A 23,074-nucleotide genomic window follows, 5' to 3' on the forward strand; every position below is an offset into this window, starting at 1 on the left:
TATGTGAATACAAAAGTCAAAAAAAACTTTATATTTGTAAACATCCCACGCTAAAAACTAAAAACATTGCTAAACACTACAAACTTTTTAAAACATGAAACTTAACTGTGTTGTTGTTGATGATAGCACAATACACCGCATTACAATTGCCAAGCTTGTTAAAGAACACCCGCAGCTAAGCCTTGTGGGCGATTTTTCCAACGCTTCGGAAACGCGCAACTGCATCCTGAACAAAACTGTTGACCTTTTGTTCCTGGATATAGAAATGCCGGTGCAAAGTGGTTTCGATTTACTGGACGGCCTTAAAACCCGCCCGCAGATTATTTTTATTTCCTCCAAATCTGATTATGCCCTAAAAGCCTTTGATTATTCTGCTATTGATTATCTGCACAAGCCCATAACCAAAGACAGGTTTAACCTTGCAGTGCAAAAAGCAATAGACATTCAATCATTAAAAAAAGACGGGCCCGAGGAAGAGGGCGATTTTATTTTTGTGAAAAGCAACCTGAAAAACTTTAAGGTATATATAGCAAAAATAAAGTGGGTAGAAGCCTTTGGCGACTACATTAAAATTAATACTGAAGATGAAAACCACCTTGTGCACTCTACCATGAAATCTTTTGAGAGCGAACTGCCGGAAGAAAAATTCATGAGGGTGCACAAGTCGTTTATTATCAACGTTGATAAGGTTGAAAAATTCAACAGCAAGTTTGCTGAAATAGGCACAACAAAAATTCCTTTAAGCAGGAATAAAAAAGAAGAACTTGCAAAAGCAATAAACAGGATTCAATAAGGATCTATGTTTACGGTTATCCTTACCGGCCTGTACTGTGGTACCGCTTCAAAACTGGTTAATATCCTGCTAATTGCTTTTTTAGTTGCTACAAGTTTATTTCCCTGCGGAATTTTTACCATTACAGCCCTTATATACTCATTCCTTATCCTGCTTACGGGTGGCTCTTCGGGGCCTAAAACAGGCACATTAAGGTTTTGTGACAATACATTAACAAGCCAAAGGGAAGCATTTTTGAGTTTTTCAAAATCGCGGTGGCGCAGCGTTATCCGTACCAGCCTGTAAAACGGCGGGTATTTAAAGTTTTGCCGCTCATAAAGCTGCTCCTTAAACATGGCTTCATAATCACTATCGGTAACCTGCCTTATTATATTATGCAGCGGGTTATAGGTTTGTATCATAACCCTGCCACGAATTTCCTTGCGCCCTGCCCTGCCGGCTACCTGTACCATCATTTGGTATGCCCTTTCAAATGCCCTGAAGTCAGGCTGGTACAGCATATTGTCGGCATTCAATATGCCAACAAGCCCCACGTTATCAAAATGCAGCCCTTTGGCAAGCATTTGTGTACCAACTAATATAGCAACCTCCCTGTTTTTAAAGGCATCAATAATTTTTTCATAGCCAAATTTTCCTTTTGTGGTATCCTGGTCCATGCGCCAGGAATTTTTATCAGGGAACAGTTCCTTTAGCTCCAGTTCTATCTGCTCTGTCCCAAAACCTTTGGTTGAAAGGTCTGTTGAGTGGCACTGGTGGCAATGTGTGGGGTTGGCTATGGTATAGCCGCAATAATGGCAGCGTAACTGGCTTTTGTATTTATAATAGGTAAGGCTTACATCGCACTGCGGGCATTGCGGCACATGCCCGCACGTCATGCATTCCACCCAGGGGGAATACCCCCTCCTGTTCTGGAAAAGAATAATCTGCCTGCCTTCGCTTAAGGTTTCATTAATAGCATCAATCAAAGTATCGCTAAAATGCCCTGTCATGCGTTTACGCTTGTATTTATCCTTAAGGTCAACCAAAACAATTTCAGGCGGCATAACTTTGCCATAACGCTCCTTTAATTCTGCATAACCATATTTTCCATGTCCTGCATTGTAATATGATTCAATACTTGGTGTTGCAGAACCTAACAACACTTTGGCATCAAAAAAACCGGCAAGCACAATAGCAGCATCCCTCGCATGATAACGCGGTGCCGGGTCCTGCTGTTTAAAGGTCTGCTCATGTTCTTCATCAATAATAATAAGACCAAGATTATTAAAGGGTAAAAACAATGCCGACCGCGCACCAATGATAACCTTTGCTTTTTCGGAATTTTCAAGTACCTGCTGCCAGGTTTCCACCCGTTCGTTATTTGAATATTTGGAATGGAATACCGCCACCTGGTTACCAAAATAAGCAGTGAGCCGCACTACAAGTTGCGTAGTCAGTGCTATTTCGGGTAAAAGATACAACACCTGCTTTCCTTGCTTTATATATTCTTCTATAAGCCGTATATATATTTCGGTCTTTCCACTGGAGGTGATGCCATTAAACAAGGTAACCTGATGACTTTTAAAAGATGCTTTTATAGTTTCAAATGCTTCTTCCTGTTTCGTGCTTAAGCCAAAAGATGCCTGTTCCTCCTTCTCGAATTGCACGCGGTCTTCCTCAAGGTAATATTCCTCAAATATACCCTTATCAATCAGGGCTTTTATTACAGCGGCATTACTGCCTGAATCTGTCAAACGCTTTACAGTTACAGGCTTTTTTTCGGATGCCTGAAACTGGAAATACTGCAATACCGCTTCCCGCTGCTTTTGCGCACGGGATAGCATTTCCAGCAGGCTGTTAAGTTTTTCTTCCTGTAAAAATTCAGGCTGCAACCTTATGTAGCGTATTGTTTTAGGCCTGTATTTTTCATTTACCTCTTCCCTCAGGGCTATTGCTTTTTTATTTATCAGCCTGTTAATAACAGGTAATACTGTTTTTTTATTAAGCAGCGAAACTACTTCCTGTATGGTTAGCACCGGTTGTTTTTGCAATGCTTCATATACAAGGTATTCATCATCGGTAAACTGTGCTTCAACCGACTCAAAATCCTTTTGGGGTGTAATAACGGTTTCGCTTTCCAATAGCAATGCTGAAGGCAGTGCCGATTTATAAACCTCGCCAATAGTGCACATATAGTAAGAAGCTATCCATTCCCAATGCTGTAACTGCATAGGGGTTACTATTGGTTTTTCATCCAGTATCTGGTGGATTTCCTTAGCCTCATAAAGCTGCGGGGGATTGTGGTGCCTGCCCACTACAAGTGCAGTATATATTTTGTTTCGCCCAAAGGGTACTGCTACCCTCATCCCTTTTTCAAGCAGGTTGAACTCTGCCTCGTTTACGGCATAGGTAAACGGCTTTGGCAATGCTAAAGGAAGTATAACTTCTATAAAAAAGGGCATAACTATAATTTGAATTACAAAGATACTGTTTTGACAGCTATCCATTAAATAATAAAACACCCTGTACAGGGTGTTTTACCAGCTTGTTTGCTATATTTTAATATTATTTAACCCTGTACCAGGTTTGTGTCCTGCCCAGTAAAGATATGCCAAGATATCCCCTAACATTAAGCTTGTCCTTACCCTCCAGCTTAATGGTGCAGCTATACAGCTTGCCTTTATTTGGGTCAAGAATATCGCCATCGGTATATTCATCACCGTCTTTTGTCAGGCCTTTTATAATTACCAGCCCGTCAATTGGTTTGTCCTTGTCGGCACCTTTACACTTAGTGCACTTTGCGTTTTTCTTGGCCGGATTTAAAATTTCAACCACCTTGCCATACACTTTACCGTTTTGCTCATAAATCTCTACAATAGATTTAGCTTCCCCGGTTTCGTCGTCAATGGTTTTCCATTTTCCCGTAACATCCTGTGCCTGTGCCTGAACAATACCTGCAACGGCAACCATAAGCAGTGTTAAAAAATATTTCTTCATAATTAATTTGGTTTTTTGTTAAATATATAAATTTTTACGTTTCAATTTATGGATAAGTGCATTTAATTCGAATCCAAGTAATAAAATAAAACAGTTTATCCATATATATAACATTAATACAAGCAGCGTGCCAATTGAACCATACAGTTCATTATATTTTGAAAAACGCACTACATAAATACCAAAACCATAGGATGTTAAAGCAAACAATACCGTACTTAAAACCGACCCGTAACTGAAAAATGCAGCTTCGCTGGTTTCCTTTGCGGCAAATTTAAAAAGTATAGATGTACCTGTTAAAATCATGAGCACCAGGAACAGGTACCGTCCCCATTGCAGTAAATAAACATCGTCCCACAGGTAGCCCTTCTGGTTAAGGTTATGTATTATAACCTCAAAAACAACAATTGCGGCAACGGTTATTATCAGCAAAAGTGTAAACAGTAACGAAATACCAACCGATAATGCATACTGCCTTAAAAATGTGCGCTTAATGGTGATATGCATGCTGGACTGGAAACCGCTGAATATGGCGTTCATACCATTGGCCATTAAGAGCAAAGCCAAAAGGATACCCGTTGAAAGCAGGCTGCTGTTTTTATTTACCAATATATCGGCTATTATGCTGGCAATGGCATCATAGGTATTGGGTGGCACGTTATCGTGCACAAACTCCATAAAGTCATCCCTAAAGCCTTCCAGCGGGATATAAGGTATCAGGTTAAGCAGGAACAGCAGGAACGGGAACAGCGACATGAAAAAACTGAATGCAATAGCACCTGCCCTGTAAGAAACATCCCCTTTTACTATACCGGTAATATAAAGCTCGATAAGGTGGTATAAAGTAAGCCCTTCAGAATAAGGCAGCTTAATGCTTTTACCAAACCTTACAAGATATTTAATAACAGGTATCCGTTCCAGTTTATGTTCCAGTTCTGCCGGCATTAAAAGGCTTTTAAGCTTAAATCCATATTATAAACCGAATGTGTTACCGACCCTGAAGATATATAATCAACCCCGCACTCTGCATACTGGCGCATGTTGCTCTCATTAATACCTCCTGAAGATTCGGTAAGGCAAAAATCGCCTATCAAGGCTACTGCCTGCCGGGTTTGCTCATAATCAAAATTATCAAGCAGTATCCTGTAAACGCCCTGGTTTTTCATAATTTCCCGTACCTCATCAAGGCTGCGGGCCTCCACAATTATTTTCAGGTCCAGGTTGTTACCCTTTAAATAGCCAAGTGTTTGCTGAATGGCCTGTGTTATGCCTCCTGCAAAATCTATATGGTTATCCTTAAGCATAATCATATCATAAAGGGCAAAGCGGTGGTTTTCACCCCCGCCTATTTTTACCGCCCATTTTTCAAGCGCACGGATGCCGGGTGTTGTTTTGCGGGTATCCAGTATTTTAGTCCCGGTACCCTGCAAAATATCTACATACTTTTTCGTTTTTGTTGCAATGGCACTCATGCGCTGCATGGCATTGAGCACCAGCCTTTCGGATTTTAAGATACTTTGTGAGCTGCCTGAAACATGAAATGCTACATCACCATGTTTTACAGGCGAACCGTCTTCCATAAACACTTCAATTTTAAGGGCGGGGTCAACATAGTTAAAAACCTGCTTTGCAAAGTCAACACCGGCAAGTATTCCTTCGTCCTTTACCAGTAGTTTTGCCTTGCCTGTGGCATCGGCAGGGATGCAAGCCAGAGATGAGTGGTCGCCATCCCCAACGTCCTCACGTATGGCATTGGCTATAATTATATCAAGTTCTTTTTGAAATTGCTTTTCAGAAATCATTTATATGGCTTTTCGATAATATAAGCTAAGGTAGGGGATTTTTTTGGAAGAATAAAAATCCCTATTGTTGGGTATGGTTTAAAATACTTTATAAGGCTAATTTAATAGCAAATTTAAAACCATGAAAAATCTTAACTACCTCATTACTATGATTGTAATGTTATTTACAATTAATAGTTTTTGCCAAAGCGGATGGCAAAGCGGAAATTACTATTATGAAAGGGGTTCTTCTGAAATAATATGTGGAAATGCATACAGTGTTTACCGTACAAATGGAATAAATTACTGGTACGAATGGTGGAAAGACTGTCAGCAGCGGATGTGGCATCAACAGTATTATAGCGGCTATATATATTTGTGGGGATCACAAGGCTGGTATACACAATGGCAGGAAGGGTATTTTTGGTATTTTACCTGGAGAAACTTTTCTACGAGAATAAGCTGACTAATCTTTTATTCATTATTTAGCAGAGAATTGATACTTTTATCGTCTAACTTTTTTGCTTAATGAACATAAAACTACTCGCTATAGGAAAAACCGATAATAAAGCCCTGCAATCGCTTATGGACGATTACCAGAAAAGGCTTTCGCATTACATAAAGTTTGACCTTGAAATTATACCTGACATAAAAAATGTAAAAAACCTTAGCGAGGCACAGCAAAAAGAAAAAGAGGGCGAGCTGATACTCGCCAAGCTTACCCCTACTGACCAATTGATACTGCTTGATGAAAACGGTAAAAGTTACAGCAGTGTGGCATTTTCGGGAGAATTGCAGAAAAAAATGAATTCTGGTGTAAAGACGTTGGTGTATGTTATTGGCGGGCCTTATGGTTTTTCGGATGCTGTTTACAGCAAGGCACATGGAAAAGTGTCATTATCAGGCATGACCTTTTCGCACCAGATGGTACGCCTGTTTTTTATTGAGCAGTTGTACAGGGCTTTTACCATTTTAAGGAACGAACCCTACCACCATCAGTAATTGCTAAGGGCATTGTATATCTTTACAGCTTCTACTGCTTCCTTAACATCATGCACCCTTAAAATAGCTGCACCTTTGCTTAGAGCCAGTGTATTTAAAACTGTTGTACCGTTAAGTGCTTCATCCGGCGTTATGCCCAGCAGTTTGTATATCATTGATTTTCTGGATAGACCTGCCAGTATGGGCAATCCCGCTATTTTTAAAAGATCCAGCTTACCAAGCACCTCATAATTTTGCTGTAGTGTTTTGGCAAAGCCAAAACCGGGGTCTATTATTATATCATTAATTCCTGCTTCCCTTGCTGCACTTATCCTTTCCGAAAAATACAGCAGCATTTCCTTTACAATATCTTCATATTGCGTAAGTGTAACCATCGTTTGCGGTGTACCCCTCATATGCATCATGATATAAGGCACTTTAAACTTGCCCACTGCAGCCAGCATATTTTCGTCCAAAAGCCCCGCAGAAATATCGTTAATAATGGCAGCCCCTGCATCAATACAGGCTTTGGCAACATTTGCCCGAAAAGTATCTGCAGATATAATTGTATCAGGAAAATTTTTCAGTATGAGTTCTATAACAGGCGTTATACGTTTCAGCTCCTCTTCAGGGGTTACAAATTCAGCATTGGGTTTAGAGGAGTAGGCACCAACATCTATAAAAACAGCCCCTTCTGCAAGCATTTTCTCTGCCTGTTGCAGTAAAAGGCTTTCATTACTATGCCTGCCGCCATCATAAAAAGAATCGGGAGTGCAGTTCAATATCCCCATCACACGGGGTTGAGAGAGGTCAATAAGCGTGCCTTTGCAGTTAATAAGCATATAACCCAAATTTAAAAGCCCGCTTTGGTATAGGAGGCTTTTTTATTACATTTGAAAAAATTTCACTACAAAGATAGTATTTAGTATGGGTAATACCTCTCAGGAATATGACAATATAATTGCCACCTGCCGGCAGCTATACATCAACAAAATGAAAGATTACGGCAGTGCATGGCGCATTTTAAGGCTGCCCTCTTTAACCGACCAGATTTTTATTAAAGCGCAGCGCATACGCAGCCTTCAGGAAAACGATGTGCGTAAAATTGATGAAGATGAAACAGGGGAATTTATAGGTATTATCAATTATTCCATAATGGCACTTATACAGCTTGACAGGGGTGTTGCAGAACAGCCCGACCTTAACGTTGAGGAAGCCACACAATTATACGATGAAAAAGTGCGCATTACCAAAGAACTTATGGAGGCCAAAAACCATGATTATGGTGAGGCATGGCGCGATATGCGGGTAAGCTCATTAACCGACCTTATCCTTCAAAAAATACTGCGTGTAAAACAGATTGAAGATAATAAAGGCAAAACACTGGTATCGGAAGGTACAGGTGCCAATTACCAGGACATGATAAATTATTCCGTTTTTGCATTGATACTTATGGGTAAATAAATACAATAACATTCAACTAGAAATACATGAAAATAGTTACTACTATATGCCGCATACTTGTTGGTGTGCTGTTTATAATTTCAGGGCTTATAAAGCTTAATGACCCTGTAGGTTTCTCCTTTAAGCTGGAAGAATATTTTGGTGCAGATGTGCTTAACCTTGAATTTTTAATTCCCTATGCACTGGCACTGGCGGTCATCATAGTAATTTTTGAGGTACTGCTTGGTGTTATGCTGTTAACCGGTTATAAAAAAAGGTTTACCTTATGGAGCCTCTTGCTTATGATAGGCTTTTTTACATTCCTAACGTTTTACTCGGCTTATTTTAATAAAGTTACCGATTGCGGCTGTTTTGGAGATGCATTAAAACTAACCCCGTGGCAGTCCTTCACCAAAGATGTGGTATTGCTACTGCTTATACTTGTTCTGTTCTTTAACAAGCATCATATAAAAAGGCTTTTCAGTAAAATGGTAACCACTATTATAGTTTTTGCCAGCCTTGCATTATGCGCGCTGCTTGCCTACAGTGTACTGAACCACCTGCCGGTAATTGATTTCCGCGCCTATAAAACCGGTACTAATATCCGTGAGGGCATGACTATACCTGAAGGTGCGCCAAGAAGTGAATATGAAATTGTGTTTGTTTACAAGGTTAACGGTGTGGAAAAAGAATTTACCGACAAAGAGCTTGATAAAATTCCTGCCGATGCCGAATTTATAGACAGGAAAGATAAATTAATTAAACAGGGCTATATACCGCCAATACATGATTTTTCTATTGAAAGGGAGGGCGAAGATTATACCGATGCCATGCTTAATGAGCCTAAGCTTATTATGTTTACCTCCTATAACCTGAATAAAGCAAGTGATGAAGGCCTTGCTAAACTTGAAGCTTTTGCAAAAAAAGCACAGCGAAAAGGTTATAAGGTAATAGGTGTTACTGCTTCGGGTACTGATGTTATACAGCAAAAAAAGCAGCAGCACAACCTTACCTTTGATTATTATTTTTGCGATGCCACTACCCTTAAAACCATTGAAAGGGCAAATCCGAGTATTGTAATACTGGAAAACGGCACTATTGTACTTAAAGCCCATTGGAATGATATAGAGGATATAAAACTGTAGCTTTTTTGATTAAGTACCTGCTATATAAAACCGGCTATGCCCTGCTTACCTTATTTGGGGTAGTAACTGTTATATTCTTTTTATTTACAGTACTGCCCGGGGACCCTGCAAGGATGATGCTGGACCAGAATGAAAATTCTGAGCAGCTTGCCATGATTAAAAAAAAATATGGTTTTGATAAGCCCGTTTCAACACAGTACCTGTATTACGTTAACGACCTCTCCCCTGTTTCATTTCACAGCACGAATCCAGATGACTATACACACCTTTCAGAAGGTAAATACAATGCATTAAGACTGTTTACTATTGGCGGCATCACTACAGTAATAAAAACGCCTTATTTAAGGGAAAGTTTCCAGAAAAGCGGTAAAAAAGTAACCGAAATTATTGGCGACACACTTCCTAATACTATAGTACTGGCGTTTTTTGCCATTATTATTGCCATTGCCATAGGTATATTTCTGGGAGTTATTTCGGCTTTAAATAAGGATAAGTGGCCTGATAAAGCTATTGCTGTTATCAGTACACTGGGCATGAGCCTGCCCTCTTTTTTTGCAGCTATACTTTTTGCATGGATTTTTGGGTTTTTATTCCACAGGTACACACACCTTAACATGACGGGCAGCTTATATGAAGTAGATGATTTTGGCGAAGGCTCTTACATTCAATGGAAAAATTTAATATTGCCGGCTATAGTACTGGGCATACGTCCACTGGGCGTGGTAATACAGTTAATGCGCAATTCGCTGCTGGAAGTTTTAAGCCAGGATTACATACGCACGGCACGCGCCAAAGGGCTAAGCGAAATAAAAATCATAAAAAAGCATGCACTTAAAAATGCGTTAAACCCTGTAGTAACCGCTATTTCAGGTTGGTTTGCAAGCATGCTGGCGGGTGCAGTTTTTGTTGAATACATTTTTGGCTGGAACGGGCTGGGCAAGCAGGTGGTAGAGGCATTAAACACGCTTGACCTGCCTGTAATTATGGGATCGGTACTGGTAATAGCCACTACATTTGTAATAATAAATATTATTGTAGATATACTGTATGCCTACCTTGACCCAAGGATACGCCTTGAATAATTAAATCGTTATAGTTAAATAATTATACTGTTTGCTTATTCAGCATATTGATTTTAGCCAGTATATACCTAAATTTGTTACTCACTAATTAAAACCCGGATGAAAAAAATATTGTTATTACCACTGTTGCTGGTTAGCCTTGCTTCCTGCTCTCAGGATAGTCCAACCGCATTTACACCCGAAACCCTTGCCGCTAAAATGACATCGGTTGACGGCAAAGAACTTACTTTTAAAGAGGTGCTTGAAAAGCATAAAGGAAAAGTGGTGGTTATAGATGTTTGGGCCTCATGGTGCCCCGATTGCAAAAAGGGCATGCCTAAAGTGCACGACCTGCAAAAGCAGTTCCCCAATGTAGATTATGTTTTCCTTTCGTATGACCGGTATGATGATAAATGGAAACAGGGAATAGAGTCATTTGGTACTAAAGGTGATAATTACCACGTGGGTACCAACATGAAAAAAGGTGCATTTAGCGAAGGCATTAAGCTGGACTGGATACCACGGTATATGGTAGTTGACAAAAATGGTAAAATTGCCTTGTTTAAAGCCATAGAAGCAGACGACAAAAAACTGATAGCCACTTTAAAAAAATTACAATAATGAGAAAAAAGATTGTAGCCGGAAACTGGAAAATGAATAACGACAGCCAGCAGACAAAAGTATTACTGGATGAAATCCTTGCAAAAAAGCCGGGGTCAACACCTGTAAAAATTGTTGTTGCCCCAACTTTTGTAAACCTGCAGGCAGCCGTTAACCAAACAAACGGTTCAAATATAATTGTTGCCGCGCAAAACATGCACCAAGCCGAAAGCGGTGCTTATACAGGCGAGGTTTCGGTAGGCATGTTAAAAAGCATTAATGTGAATACTGTTATTTTAGGCCACTCTGAAAGGAGGGCTTATTTTGGCGAAACCAACAGCCTGCTTGCTGAAAAAGTAAATACGGCACTTAAACATAACCTTACTGTTATATTCTGCTTTGGCGAAGAACTGGCCGACAGGCAGTCTTCCAACCACTTTAATGTAGTGGAATCCCAGTTAAGGGAAGGGCTTTTCCATATTACTGAAAGTGACTGGCAGAATATAGTATTGGCTTATGAACCTGTATGGGCCATAGGTACTGGCGAAACAGCCACACCGGAACAGGCGCAGGAAATGCATGCTTTTATCCGTAATTTATTGCGCGAAAATGTAGGTGAGGCAATTGCCGGACAAACATCTATATTATACGGTGGCAGTGTTAAGCCTGATAATGCATCGGAAATTTTTTCTAAACCCGATGTTGACGGAGGGCTTATAGGCGGTGCATCCTTAAAAGCGGATGATTTTCTTGCTATTGTTAACGGAATGAAATAACTGTAAATTAATATACTATATTCAATCCTGCCTTAGGGCAGGATTTTTTTTATGTATTTTTATACCGTTAAGTTAATATTACAACTAATGCCAAACCTGATGATGTTATTCTGGCTTTTATGCGCAATTATTTACGTGCTATATAAGCTAAAGAAAAAGAAAATGGTAAAAGCCCTTTTTATTTTTACATTATTGTCAGCCTTTATTTTTTCTGTTTCTCCACTGCCTGTGTTCATGGTGCGTAACCTTGAACAGCAATACAAGCCATATAATGCTAAAAACACTTCCCAAAAATTACCCATACTGGTATTGGGAAGCGGTCATACAAACGACCCTGGAGTATATCCACTGCAAAGGCTTTCGGAAAGCTCCATTAAAAGGATGACAGAAGGCATACGCCAGTACAGGCTCCAAAATGGAGGGCCTGTAATTTTTTCGGGTTATTCCGCATCCAATAAAATGCCGCAGGGGGAAGTTATGGCAAGGGCTGCAGTTTCTTTAGGCATATGCCCGAAAGATACTTTAATGATGATACAGCCGGCCAGCACATGGGATGAGGCAGCGTGCTATAAAAAACGTTTCGGCACTAAAAAACCCTTTATTTTAGTAACAAGCGCACTGCACATGCCAAGGGCTATGAAGATATTTAAGCGTATGGGTATGCAGCCCATAGCTGCACCCACCCATTACCTTAGCCTGCATGATCCTGATAATATGACTTACAACTGGAAGCCTTCTGCTTCCAAAATAATATGTACAGATAAATCACTTCATGAATATATAGGTGCCATATATTACAATTGGAGAGATATCAGCAAATAAAAAACTGCCTAAACTTTCTGCACCTAAAATAAGGTGTAGTAAGTTTAAGCAGTCTATTACGTTCACAGGAATTAAATCCCTGCTACTTCTTTAATTTCTTTTATAATGCGTTCGGCAAGTGCATCTGCTTTTTGCTGCGTGTGCGCCTCAGTATAAATACGGATAATAGGCTCTGTATTCGATTTTCTCAAATGCACCCATTCTTCTGCAAAATCTATTTTTACACCATCAATGGTAGAAATATTTTCATGACTGTATTTACCAGCCATTCCTTCCAGTATGGCATCCACATCAATTTGCGGTGTAAGCTCAATTTTATTTTTACTCATGTAATACTGCGGGTACGAAGCCCTTAAAGCAGCAACCGAAGTTATATTTTGCTTTGCAAGATAGGTAAGGAACAGCGCCACCCCTACAAGCGCATCACGTCCGTAGTGTAGTTCAGGGTAAATAATACCACCGTTGCCTTCGCCGCCTATAATGGCATTATTCTTTTTCATAAGCTCCACTACATTAACCTCGCCAACGGCACTGGCTTCATAGTTCCCGTTATGCTTTTGTGTAATATCGCGCAGGGCGCGGGATGATGACATATTGCTGACAGTATTGCCGGGTGTCTGGCTCAATACATAATCGGCACAGGCTACAAGTGTATATTCTTCACCAAAGATTTCACCATCGTCAGAGATAAAGGCAAGTCGGTCAACATCCGGGTCAACCACAATACCAAAATCAGCTTTTTCTTTTATCACAAGCTCACAAATATCACCCAAATGTTCTTTAAGCGGTTCGGGGTTGTGCGGAAAATGGCCGTTGGGTTCGCAGTATAATTTCACTACCTCTACCCCCATTTGTTCCAACAGCTTCGGTATAATTATACCACCAGATGAGTTTACGCCATCTACCACCACTTTAAAGCCAGCCTTTTTCACAGCCTCGGCATCTACTAGCGGCAGGTTTAAAACCTCATCAATATGTATATCCATATAGGCATCATTAAAAGTTACCTCTCCCAGGTTGTCCACATCAGAGAAATCAAATGCCTCGCTTTCGGCAATTTCAAGTATTTTGGCACCATCTGCACCGCTTAAAAATTCGCCTTTTTCATTCAGCAGTTTTAAGGCATTCCACTGCTTGGGGTTGTGGCTTGCCGTTAGTATAATACCCCCGTCTGCCTTTTCAAGCGGCACGGCAACCTCTACAGTAGGTGTGGTAGAAAGCCCAAGGTCTATAACATTTATACCCAGCCCTATTAATGTATTTACAACAAGATTATGGATCATGGGGCCGGATATGCGTGCATCGCGCCCTATAACTATTGTAAGCTTTTCTTTTTTGGAATGGTTTTTAAGCCATGTGCCATAGGCAGATGCAAATTTAACAGCATCTACAGGTGTAAGGTTATCGCCGGTTTTACCGCCTATTGTTCCCCTTATTCCTGAAATTGATTTAATTAAGGTCATTTGTTAATTGTTTTGGTTAGCAAAGATATCTATTTGGGATGTATTGAATTTTAAGGCAATTTAAAATTTTTTAATTCTAAATCAAATTAACCATGGTGTGCATTGGCAGTCCAAAACTTATGGTTAAATTGTCCCTATGAATTTTTTAGCGCATATATACCTTTCGGGCGAGAATGATATGCTTAAGATAGGCAACTTCATGGCCGACAGCATTCACGGGCGAAAACCGGAAAGTTTCCCTGATGAAATATGCAAAGGTATAATGCTGCACAGGGCTATTGATACGTTTACTGACGCGCATCCTGTATTCCGGCAAAGTACACGGCGGCTGCACCCTTTTTACCATCATTACTCCGGCGTAATTGTAGATATTTTTTACGATCATTTCCTTGCCAGGGACTGGGATGAATACCATAGCCTGCCGCTTGCTACTTATGCCCGGCAATTTTACAGCCTGCTGGAAGACAACATGCACCTGCTTACCGAAAAAACCAAAAACATGATACCCTATATGGTAAAGCACGACTGGCTGGGCAGCTATGCAACCCTTGAGGGGATAGGCAGGACATTAGCCCAAATGGACAGGCGTACAAAAAATAAATCGGGAATGGCACAGGCTATAAACCAGCTTACAGCATTTACTACTGAATTTGAAGCTGAATTCAGGGCTTTCTTTCCTGAAGTACAGGAACATGTAAAACAAAAAATATCGGAGTTGCAGGGCAGTTTTAATTAAAAATTTGATAAAGCGGGGGTTATTTTTAACAAATGCAGTAAATTAGCGTTTTATTCAGAATTTTTAATTTCCACACAAAAAATGCCTAACCGAAAAGTTTCAAAGGTCCGATTATTTTTCAGGAATAATGTACGCCGTGTTGAAACCTTATTCTTTATTGCAAAAAGCCTTCTTTCCGAACGCCATTTTATATACCTGTCCTGTGTGCTGGTGGCTACTTCTACAGCTTTTGCAGTAATTATACTTAAAGGGTTTGCCCATAATGTTTACACATTTGCAACCTACATAAACGGTTATTTAAAACTGCCTTACATTAATAGTTTGCTTCCTATTGCCGGTATAATACTTACCGTTATTGTGGTGCGCCGTATACTGGATGGAAAAATTGAAAAAGGAAGCTCGCGCATTTTGTATGCCGTTGCCAAAAAAGGCGGCATTATGCCCCGCAAGCAAATGTATGCCCAGATAATAACCAGCTCATTAACCGTAGGGCTTGGGGGTTCAGCAGGTTTGGAGTCGCCTATTACAATTACAGGTGCTGCATTTGGCTCTAACTTTGCCCAAAAATACAAGTTATCGCAAAAGGACAGGATTTTGCTTTTAGCCTGTGGTGTGGCGGCAGGTATAGCGGCAGCATTTAACGCCCCCATAGCGGGAGTACTTTTTGCCATAGAAGTTGTACTGACTGATGTTACCATAACAGCCTTTATCCCTATAATGATATCGGCTGCAACAGGCGCAATTGTTTCTACCATTGTGCTTAATGAGGAAGTACTCCTTTCCTTTAGGCAGGAGCAGTTTTTTGATTACCATAATATACCTTACTATATTTTACTGGGAATACTTGGCGGCCTGGTATCAGTTTACCATGCCCGGAAGTTTCAGCAGATTGAGGCTTATTTTGAAAAATTCAGGGCCAACAGCTATAAGCGTGCATTATACGGCGCCCTGCCGCTTGCAGTACTGATATTTATTTTCCCCACACTTTTTGGTGAGGGGTATGAAAGCATAAAAATACTTTCCAACTCCAACCCGGAATCAATTCTAAACAATACTGTGCTGGATGATTTTAAGGAAAATGGATGGGTACTGCTTGTATTTACAGGAATAACCATGCTGGTAAAAGTATATGCCACAGGGCTAACCCTTGCAGGGGGCGGTAATGGCGGCAACTTTGCGCCTTCGCTGTTTGTGGGGTCATATCTTGGTTTTTTTGTTGCCAAGTTTTTTAACCTGCTCGGCTTTACAAGAGAGCTTCCGGTGGGCAATTTTACTATTGTAGGCATGGCAGGAATACTTAGCGGCCTTTTTCATGCACCGCTTACCGCTATATTCCTTATTGGCGAAATTACCGGTGGCTATAACCTTATGATACCGTTAATGATAGTTTCCTCTATCAGTTTTGCGGTATCAAAGCAGTTTGAAAAGCACTCTATGGATGTTAAGCACCTGGCTGACAAGGGGCAGGTTTTTACATCGGATAAGGATAAAAACATCCTTTCAACCATCGACCTGCTGAATGTTATTACAACCGATACAAAAACCATACAGAATACCCACAAGCCCGATGATATAATTAATTTTTTATCAACTACAGACCAAAGCGTATTTGCTGTTACCGATGAAAAAAATAAACTGGTGGGAATTGTTGATTTTAACAAGGTGCGCCATATAGTGTTTAGCCCTTTCAGGGTTAAATACAGTAAACTGGAAGAATTTATTATACCGCCAAAAGAAATAATATCCATTGAGGATTCCATTGAAACAATCATGGATAAATTTGAAGCGGCAAATGCTGAATACTTACCTATACTCAAAGACGAAAAATTTTATGGTTTTGTATATAAAACCCGCATACTTGAAGCTTACAGGGAAAAATTTAAGGAACTGGTTATAGAATAAGTGCTTAGGCAAAAGTTTAAGTTACGTTAAAGTACAATGGTTTACCCTTTGCGTTTGATAATTTTAATTATAAAACACACCAGATGCAAAGCCAGGAAATATTTGACGTAATTATAATCGGGGGGAGCTATGCAGGGCTTTCGGCTGCTTTATCATTAGGAAGGTCATTGCGCCGCGTGCTTGTTATTGATAACGGCAACCCCTGTAACCGCCAGGCTCCCTACTCCCATAATTTTTTGACCAACGATGGTATCAACCCTTTTGAAATAAGGAAGAAAGCAAAGGAACAACTGGCTAAGTATCCATCGGTACATTTCCTTGCAGATACCGTTGTAGATGTACAGCCTGAAAAAGATAATTTTACTGTTGTAACCAAAGAAGGAACAAAAATCAATGCAAAAAAACTGGTTTTTGCCACAGGTATTATTGATACAATACCAAATATAGAGGGCTTTGGCAAATGCTGGGGTATTTCTATATTCCATTGCCCGTATTGCCATGGCTATGAAGTTAAAAATAAAAAACTGGGTGTGCTTGGTAATGGCGACCTTGGGTTTGAGCTTGCCAAAACCATTTGCCACTGGGCCGATGGCCTAACCCTTTATACCAACGGTACAAGCACGCTTACCCCTGAAGAAGTATTGCTTTTAAACAAACACGGCATAACTGTAGTGGAAAATGAAATAACCGAGATACAGCATGAAAACGGTAATATAAAGCAAATACAATTTAAAGACACACAACCTGAACATGTTGATGCGCTTTTTACCCAACTGCCTTTTATACAGCAATGTGATATACCGGAAAAACTGGGGTGTGAATTTAATGAATATGGCTTTATACATATCGATAAAACCATGCAGGCGTCAGTGCCCGGCATTTATGCCGCAGGCGACTGCCTTACCTTGTTCCGTTCTGTTGCCAATGCGGTAGCAGCAGGAAATAAGGTGGGGGCTATGATAAATAAAAAATTTATAGAGGAAGCTTTTGCTTAAAACAAATAAAAGGCTGTTTTAAAACGGTCATTCTGAAAGAAACTAAGCAATAAAATCTTCAGGACAACAGCCTGTATTTAAAACAGCCTTTTTTATATTATTGATTTCCTTTCTGGTAGTCGGCAATAAATTGTGCCAATCCACTATCAGTAAGCGGGTGCTTTAACAGCCCTGTAATAGCAGACAGAGGCCCTGTCATAACATCGGCTCCTATTTTGGCACAGTTTACAATATGCATAGTATGGCGGACTGAAGCAGCAAGTATTTCAGTTTCAAAACCATAGTTGTCATAAATTTCGCGAATTTCCTGTATCAGGTTTAACCCGTCTGTAGATATATCATCCAAACGGCCTATAAAAGGTGATACATAAGTAGCACCTGCTTTTGCTGCAAGCAAAGCCTGCCCGGCAGAAAACACAAGTGTTACATTGGTTTTAATACCTTTATCACTAAAATATTTGGCAGCTTTTACACCGTCTTTTGTCATAGGCAGCTTTACCACTATCTGCTCATGCAGTTCAGCAAGTTCCTCACCCTCTCTAATCATTCCTTCAAGGTCGGTAGCATTAACCTCGGCACTAACATCGCCCTCTACAATATTGCAAATATCAACATAATGCTTCAGTATGTTATTTTTTCCTGTTATACCTTCCTTAGCCATTAATGACGGGTTTGTAGTAACTCCATCAAGAACGCCAAGCTCCTGTGCTTCCCTTATCTGGTCAAGGTTTGCCGTATCAATAAAAAATTTCATTTGTGTGTATATTTAATTTGTTGTGTTTAAAAATTTTGGTGCAAAACTACAACTTATAATGGTTCATCAGCAGCTTTTCATACATTTTATCAGGTAAAACCCTCTTGAGTACAATAGAGAATTTTTGCATAAATGCACCCACCTTATAATGCACATCAGGATTGGGGGTTTTCATTACAGCATATACTGCTTCTGCCATTTGCTGAGGGTTACTGCCGCTGTCAACATGGGTATTCATTAACTCAAGTGTTTTGCCGTAGGCCTTTTCGTAAGGCGAACCTTTTACCAATGGCGCATGGTACCGCCTGTCGGCAATGTTTGTGGCAAAATCGCCGGGAGCAATATTGGTAATGGTTATACCAAATTGTTTTACCTCCATGCGCATGGCTTCGGTTATCAGTTCCAGCGCGCCTTTCGAAGCAGAATATACACTGCGGTAAGGCAGCCCCATATATCCGGCAATGGAAGTTATGTTTATAATCAGCCCCCTGCCCTGCCCCCTCATATGCGGCAACACAGCTTTCATTACCTCAATGGGACCAAACAGGTTGGTTTCAAAATTATTTTTTATTTCTTCGGCAGGCATTTCTTCCAGCGGGCCTGTAATGCCCACACCGGCATTATTTACCAGTACATCAATTTTTCCCGAGCGCTGTATAACTTCTGCTACTGCCGCTTTTATGCTTTCTGTATTCCTTACATCAAGAGCAATTAACGGAAAAACCGAAGGCCCGGCATTTTGCGGGTTACGGCTGGTTCCATAAACTTCATAACCTTTATCTGTAAGGAAATTGCCTATTGCCTTTCCTATACCTGATGAACCTCCTGTTATTAAAACCACTTTTTTATCCATACCCAGTTTATTAACGTCCAAAAATAAAAAAATCTCCTTACGGAGACTTAACCAAATAAAATAAAAAAAGGCAAGCGACCTACATCGCACCGCTACAACCGCATACCTTTGCTGTGTTCCCACCCTGGAGGATTCTGCAGGAGCTGGTCGTGTAGGACTTGCCGGGTGTAAAGATACAACCTTTTTATATTTTTGCAAGGCAATTGCCCGTTATAAAATAGCGTTGTATATTGCCACTAATATTAATTTCCAATATGAAAACACATAAACTATTAGCTATCATATCTTTGGCTTTTGCATTACATTCCTGCGGAGATGACGAAAAAGATAAAAATAATTTATTCCGCATAGATACCTCTGCAATGAAACAGCAATATCACGCAGGTGAGTCGCTTTTACTATCGCTGGTGAATGAAAAAAATAAAGATATTGACTCTGTAGCTTATTATATTAATGATAAAAGGGTTGGTGCGGCCAAAGGCAATGAACAGTTTACCGTAAGCTTTGAAGGAGAGAAATTTGGTTATAAAAACATCAAAGCAGTAGCTTACTATGACGGCAATAATGCAGAAACTACAGGCCGTATTGAACTGGTATCCAACATTCAGCCGGAGCTTTTGCAATATGAAATAGTAAATACATACCCGCACGACATACATGCTTATACACAGGGACTTGAATTTTATCGTGATACCCTGATTGAAGGTACCGGGCGTTACAGGCAGTCAACCCTTCGTAAAGTGGATTATAAAACAGGGAAGGTATATGACCAGGTAAAACTGGATGACCGCTTTTTTGGAGAGGGCATAACTGTGCTGAATAACAAAATATATCAACTAACCTGGAGGGAAAATACCGGCTATGTTTATAATGCCGATAACCTTGAAAAGATAAAGGAATTTAAATATTTTAAGGATATTGAGGGATGGGGCTTTACCAATGACGGAAAAAATCTTTACCAGAGTGACGGCACCGAGAAAATATGGGTGCTGGATCCTGAAACCTTAAAAGAAACCGATTATATAAATGTTTATACCGCTAACAGCAAAATTAAAGCGGTAAATGAACTGGAATGGGTAGAAGGAAAAATATATGGCAACATATACCAGAAAGATGCTATTGCTATTATTGACCCTAAAACCGGTGCTGTGGAAAGTGTGCTTAACCTTACCGAACTTAAAAACAAAGTAACCATGCACCCTGAACTTGATGTGCTTAACGGCATTGCTTATAACCCTAAAACCAAAACACTTTTTATAACAGGTAAAAACTGGGATAAAATGTTTGAAATAAAAATAAAAAAATAAAAAAAGCTGCCTTTTCAGGCAGCTTTTTTTATTGTAATTGGTATTTATTTTTTACTATTCATAAGCTGTTGCAACGGTTTTAGCTGATCCATGTCAAGATTGCCTTTTTGCAGCAGCCCTGCTATAGTTAAAACATTATTAGGTGTCATATTATCGCCAAGTACACGCACAACACCAAAGCCGGGTTTTTCATGTACAAAAATTACAAACTCCTCAATGTGCTCCCCTTCGCCTTTTGTATTGATGGACGCCCCCATATCGCCATTATTAAATTTAATAAGCTCCTCATAGCTGTCCTGCTTTAAAATACTCTTTACAGCCTGCTGCTCTTTATCATACTCCTGTGTGCTTAAAGAATCAGCCTTATAAAGCAATACATTAAGTTTTTTCAGGGATTTGAGAGCATCCTGCTCCTGTTTCGAAAGTTCAAGGCTGTCGGTATTTATAAATGTAGGCGCAATATCTACTGTGGCATAATTCTTTTGGTCGGCATGATCAACAAAATATTTTTGAAGTGTGGGCTCTCCGCTGCAGGAAACCAAAACCCAAAACGCCATAACTACTACCGGATACAATACTTTTTTCATGCTTATGATTTTTTTGAAGCTTTTTTAAGCTCCCTGCCGCCCGGCAGGTTCATTTTATCTGTTAATACCGAAAGTTCGTTAAGGTCAAAATTACCTGTAAGCGACATTAATACGCTTTCCTCTTTGCCACCACCGTCAATAAACATAAGCAGTTCTTTTACCTGTGTAGAGGTGGCACCTGATTTTACATAAATTTTTATGCTTGTGCTCCCCTCATTTATACGCATCAACTCTTCAAGCGGGTACTTCCTGAGATAAGAATCCACCGTGCTTTTCATTTCAGCCGTATATTTTGTGTTTGCTGTTGTAAATACCTTAAGGTTATCCAGCTTTTTTATAAGGTTAATATACTGCTGTGCTTCTGCGTCTTTGGAGTCCATTTTAATGTTCCCCATAAGCTCAAACATTTTTTTGCTTACAATTACCGATGTAACACCTTCCCTGCCGTCAAACTTATCGAATGGCGACTGAGCAAAAATCAGTACCGGCATTAACATTATAAGCAACGTAACTATTATCTTTTTCATCTTGTTTGTATAATTAAATTCTGTTTATCCTGCCTGTACAGGTTTATTTACTGTTTACTTGTTCGCTGGCAAGGTCAATATTCCCTATAAAAGATACCAGCATTGTTTCATTATCCTTTTCATTATTGGTAAAAACAATTAACTCTTTTATTTCTGAAGCTGTTGCCCCATTTACCATATATATTTTAATAAGCGTGCCCTCCTCTTTTACTGTCATAAGTTCATCCATAGGGTGCTTTTTTAAATATCCCTCTACAGTATTCCTCATTTCCCGTGCATGTTTTTTATCGGATGTTGAAAATACCCTGAAACTTTCAAAACTCTTTACCTTTTTAAGGTATCCTTCTGCCTCCTGTGCTGCACCTGTTAGTTTTAGTCCGCCAAGCACATCAATAAGCTTTTCATTTATTATTACGCCATCTATGCCCTCCTGGTTTTCAAATTTATCAAAAGCCTGCTGCGCAAAGGTAAAAAAAGGCATTATAGCTAAAACGGAAGTAATTATTAGTTTTTTCATTTTTTGTTTGATTTAAAGATTGTGTTTTTTGATTTTTCATATTCGCCCAGGTACTCCACCCCTGCAACCCCAACATTTACATTTTGGGAAAGCATGTTAAGTGCTTTTTGCGTTTCCCTGAAAGCTACTTCAGGATCGTTATAAGTACCCAGTTCTTCGCTTGGGGCAGGTTCCCTGTTTATAAAGGTTACCACACCAAGCATAACTACAACGCTTGCCGCCACCGATAACCACGCCACATAATGCTGTTTCCTGGGTTTTAGTGGTATGGCTTTGTCAAACTGTTGTTCGCCCTCGCCTGAAAAATACCCGAACAATGGCCTGTACTGTTCCAGATGGGGCGCCACATCGGGTGAGGAAAAGTAAGCCTTAAGCTCCTTTTCTTCGGCAGTACTGGTTTCTGCTTCAAAGTATTTATCAAGTAGTTTTTCAATTGCTTTTAATTCCATAGCTGTGTTTTTTTATAAGTTCTTCCCTTATTGTTTTCCTTGCTCTTGAAAGGGCCACCCTTACGGCCGTTTCATTCATGTCCATCATTTTTGCTATCTCTTCAAACTCATATTCCTCTATATCGCGCATCTGCACTATAATCTTTTGCTGTTCGGGCAGGCTGTTTATAATTTTTTCCACCCAGTTCCAGCTGTCCCTGTCCTCTGCCTGTTGCTGCAACCCTGCCTGCCTGTCGGTATAATTAGAATGTACAAGCCGCATTTCGGTTGCCCTTTTCGATTTCAGCTGGTCAAGGCAATAATTTTTGGTTATGGTTATGGCAAGTGCCTCAACACTTGAATAGCCTCCCAGCTTTTCCTTATTGTTCCACAACCGCACCAGCACTTCCTGTGTAGCATCTTCTGCCTCCTCAGTGCTTACCAGCAGCCTTTTGGCTAACCGGAAAACCCTGTCCTTAAAAGGAGTGATGGTTTTTACAAACTCAGACTGGTTCATTTTTATGTTTGTTTGGTTGTTATTGGTTTATAAAAGGAAGACGAGCACCTATTATTTTTGTTACAATTAATTTTAAAAATATTAAATTTACCTTCTTATTTAAATAAAAT

General features: G+C 39.9%; 26 protein-coding genes and 1 other RNA gene. 13 read left to right on the top strand and 14 right to left on the bottom strand.

The window, feature by feature from the left end; genetic code table 11:
- Positions 1-94: 94 nt before the first annotated feature.
- Entirely contained in the window at positions 95-793 is a 699-nt protein-coding gene (locus tag GSF09_RS12835; RefSeq protein WP_159802111.1) for a LytTR family DNA-binding domain-containing protein, read from the top strand.
- Here GSF09_RS12835 and priA read toward each other — a convergent pair.
- From priA to nadC, 4 genes are all read right to left on the bottom strand, one after another.
- Positions 787-3,234, bottom strand: a complete 2,448-nt coding sequence (gene priA, locus GSF09_RS12840) for a primosomal protein N' (protein ID WP_159802113.1) — start codon at positions 3,232-3,234, stop codon at positions 787-789. The two genes, GSF09_RS12835 and priA, sit on opposite strands and share 7 nt — an antisense overlap.
- A 103-nt stretch (positions 3,235-3,337) precedes the next feature.
- Positions 3,338-3,769 carry a DUF2147 domain-containing protein gene (locus GSF09_RS12845; protein WP_159802115.1) on the bottom strand — a complete coding sequence of 144 codons (432 nt, stop codon included), beginning with the start codon at positions 3,767-3,769 and terminating at the stop codon, positions 3,338-3,340.
- Between the two features lie 18 nt (positions 3,770-3,787).
- On the bottom strand, positions 3,788-4,714 hold the full coding sequence (locus GSF09_RS12850) for a YihY/virulence factor BrkB family protein (protein WP_159802117.1): 927 nt from the start codon (positions 4,712-4,714) through the stop codon (positions 3,788-3,790).
- Positions 4,714-5,571 (bottom strand): carboxylating nicotinate-nucleotide diphosphorylase, encoded by an 858-nt coding sequence (gene nadC / locus GSF09_RS12855; protein ID WP_159802119.1) that lies wholly within the window; start codon positions 5,569-5,571, stop codon positions 4,714-4,716. The genes GSF09_RS12850 and nadC overlap by 1 nt, the downstream gene beginning before the upstream one ends.
- A gap of 121 nt (positions 5,572-5,692) precedes the next feature.
- On the opposite strand from nadC, the gene GSF09_RS12860 reads away from it, so the two are divergent.
- Positions 5,693-6,016, top strand: a complete 324-nt coding sequence (locus GSF09_RS12860; RefSeq protein ID WP_159802121.1) for a hypothetical protein — start codon at positions 5,693-5,695, stop codon at positions 6,014-6,016.
- Positions 6,017-6,078: 62 nt separating this feature from the next.
- The gene (gene rlmH, locus GSF09_RS12865; RefSeq protein WP_159802123.1) at positions 6,079-6,552 is read left to right on the top strand and encodes a 23S rRNA (pseudouridine(1915)-N(3))-methyltransferase RlmH; all 474 of its coding nucleotides are present in this window, start codon (positions 6,079-6,081) and stop codon (positions 6,550-6,552) included.
- Here the strand turns inward: rlmH and folP are convergent.
- Entirely contained in the window at positions 6,546-7,373 is an 828-nt protein-coding gene (folP, locus tag GSF09_RS12870) for a dihydropteroate synthase (protein WP_159802125.1), read from the bottom strand. The genes rlmH and folP overlap by 7 nt on opposite strands.
- Positions 7,374-7,458: 85 nt before the next feature.
- On the opposite strand from folP, the gene GSF09_RS12875 reads away from it, so the two are divergent.
- From GSF09_RS12875 to GSF09_RS12900, 6 genes are all read left to right on the top strand, one after another.
- A complete protein-coding gene (locus GSF09_RS12875; RefSeq protein ID WP_159802127.1) occupies positions 7,459-7,995 on the top strand; it encodes a DUF1599 domain-containing protein in 537 nt (178 codons plus the stop codon).
- 26 nt (positions 7,996-8,021) lie between these two features.
- Positions 8,022-9,119 (top strand): BT_3928 family protein, encoded by a 1,098-nt coding sequence (locus GSF09_RS12880; protein WP_159802129.1) that lies wholly within the window; start codon positions 8,022-8,024, stop codon positions 9,117-9,119.
- A gap of 5 nt (positions 9,120-9,124) precedes the next feature.
- Positions 9,125-10,201: an ABC transporter permease gene (locus GSF09_RS12885; RefSeq protein ID WP_159802131.1), complete on the top strand. Its 1,077-nt coding sequence runs from the start codon at positions 9,125-9,127 to the stop codon at positions 10,199-10,201.
- 99 nt (positions 10,202-10,300) lie between these two features.
- Positions 10,301-10,801 (top strand): TlpA disulfide reductase family protein, encoded by a 501-nt coding sequence (locus GSF09_RS12890; RefSeq protein WP_159802133.1) that lies wholly within the window; start codon positions 10,301-10,303, stop codon positions 10,799-10,801.
- Positions 10,801-11,556: a triose-phosphate isomerase gene (gene tpiA, locus GSF09_RS12895; protein WP_159802135.1), complete on the top strand. Its 756-nt coding sequence runs from the start codon at positions 10,801-10,803 to the stop codon at positions 11,554-11,556. Before GSF09_RS12890 ends, tpiA begins: the two co-directional genes overlap by 1 nt.
- 162 nt (positions 11,557-11,718) lie before the next feature.
- Positions 11,719-12,378, top strand: a complete 660-nt coding sequence (locus GSF09_RS12900; protein WP_159802137.1) for an ElyC/SanA/YdcF family protein — start codon at positions 11,719-11,721, stop codon at positions 12,376-12,378.
- A 71-nt stretch (positions 12,379-12,449) separates the two neighbouring features.
- On the opposite strand, the gene glmM is transcribed toward GSF09_RS12900, so the two are convergent.
- On the bottom strand, positions 12,450-13,841 hold the full coding sequence (glmM, locus tag GSF09_RS12905; protein ID WP_159802139.1) for a phosphoglucosamine mutase: 1,392 nt from the start codon (positions 13,839-13,841) through the stop codon (positions 12,450-12,452).
- A gap of 136 nt (positions 13,842-13,977) precedes the next feature.
- Here glmM and GSF09_RS12910 point away from each other — a divergent pair, with 136 nt between their 5' ends.
- From GSF09_RS12910 to GSF09_RS12920, 3 genes are all read left to right on the top strand, one after another.
- Positions 13,978-14,577, top strand: a complete 600-nt coding sequence (locus GSF09_RS12910; protein WP_159802141.1) for an ACP phosphodiesterase — start codon at positions 13,978-13,980, stop codon at positions 14,575-14,577.
- An 81-nt stretch (positions 14,578-14,658) separates the two neighbouring features.
- A complete protein-coding gene (locus GSF09_RS12915; protein ID WP_159802143.1) occupies positions 14,659-16,479 on the top strand; it encodes a chloride channel protein in 1,821 nt (606 codons plus the stop codon).
- 83 nt (positions 16,480-16,562) lie between these two features.
- A complete protein-coding gene (locus GSF09_RS12920) occupies positions 16,563-17,474 on the top strand; it encodes an NAD(P)/FAD-dependent oxidoreductase (RefSeq protein ID WP_159802145.1) in 912 nt (303 codons plus the stop codon).
- Between the two features lie 97 nt (positions 17,475-17,571).
- On the opposite strand, the gene fsa is transcribed toward GSF09_RS12920, so the two are convergent.
- The 3 genes from fsa to ffs form a co-directional block, all read right to left on the bottom strand.
- Positions 17,572-18,228: a fructose-6-phosphate aldolase gene (gene fsa / locus GSF09_RS12925; protein WP_159802147.1), complete on the bottom strand. Its 657-nt coding sequence runs from the start codon at positions 18,226-18,228 to the stop codon at positions 17,572-17,574.
- A gap of 46 nt (positions 18,229-18,274) precedes the next feature.
- Positions 18,275-19,081, bottom strand: a complete 807-nt coding sequence (locus GSF09_RS12930; protein WP_159802149.1) for an SDR family oxidoreductase — start codon at positions 19,079-19,081, stop codon at positions 18,275-18,277.
- Between the two features lie 65 nt (positions 19,082-19,146).
- Positions 19,147-19,245, bottom strand: an RNA gene (gene ffs, locus GSF09_RS12935) — signal recognition particle sRNA small type.
- A gap of 90 nt (positions 19,246-19,335) precedes the next feature.
- Here ffs and GSF09_RS12940 point away from each other — a divergent pair.
- The gene (locus GSF09_RS12940; protein WP_159802151.1) at positions 19,336-20,388 is read left to right on the top strand and encodes a glutaminyl-peptide cyclotransferase; all 1,053 of its coding nucleotides are present in this window, start codon (positions 19,336-19,338) and stop codon (positions 20,386-20,388) included.
- Between the two features lie 44 nt (positions 20,389-20,432).
- On the opposite strand, the gene GSF09_RS12945 is transcribed toward GSF09_RS12940, so the two are convergent.
- From GSF09_RS12945 to GSF09_RS12965, 5 genes are read right to left on the bottom strand one after another with little or no spacing between them, the layout of a single operon-like run.
- Positions 20,433-20,975, bottom strand: a complete 543-nt coding sequence (locus tag GSF09_RS12945) for a DUF4252 domain-containing protein (RefSeq protein ID WP_159802153.1) — start codon at positions 20,973-20,975, stop codon at positions 20,433-20,435.
- A 2-nt stretch (positions 20,976-20,977) separates the two neighbouring features.
- Positions 20,978-21,502 carry a DUF4252 domain-containing protein gene (locus GSF09_RS12950; RefSeq protein WP_159802155.1) on the bottom strand — a complete coding sequence of 175 codons (525 nt, stop codon included), beginning with the start codon at positions 21,500-21,502 and terminating at the stop codon, positions 20,978-20,980.
- Between the two features lie 43 nt (positions 21,503-21,545).
- Entirely contained in the window at positions 21,546-22,019 is a 474-nt protein-coding gene (locus GSF09_RS12955) for a DUF4252 domain-containing protein (protein WP_159802157.1), read from the bottom strand.
- The gene (locus GSF09_RS12960) at positions 22,016-22,468 is read right to left on the bottom strand and encodes a hypothetical protein (protein WP_159802159.1); all 453 of its coding nucleotides are present in this window, start codon (positions 22,466-22,468) and stop codon (positions 22,016-22,018) included. Before GSF09_RS12960 ends, GSF09_RS12955 begins: the two co-directional genes overlap by 4 nt.
- Positions 22,449-22,964, bottom strand: coding sequence for an RNA polymerase sigma factor (locus GSF09_RS12965; protein WP_159802161.1), 516 nt, complete (start codon positions 22,962-22,964; stop codon positions 22,449-22,451). Before GSF09_RS12965 ends, GSF09_RS12960 begins: the two co-directional genes overlap by 20 nt.
- Between the last annotated feature and the right edge of the window lie 110 nt (positions 22,965-23,074).

Origin of the sequence: Flavobacterium sp. MK4S-17 (assembly GCF_009848495.1) — a bacterium.
In the GTDB taxonomy this organism is placed as follows: domain Bacteria; phylum Bacteroidota; class Bacteroidia; order Flavobacteriales; family Flavobacteriaceae; genus Flavobacterium.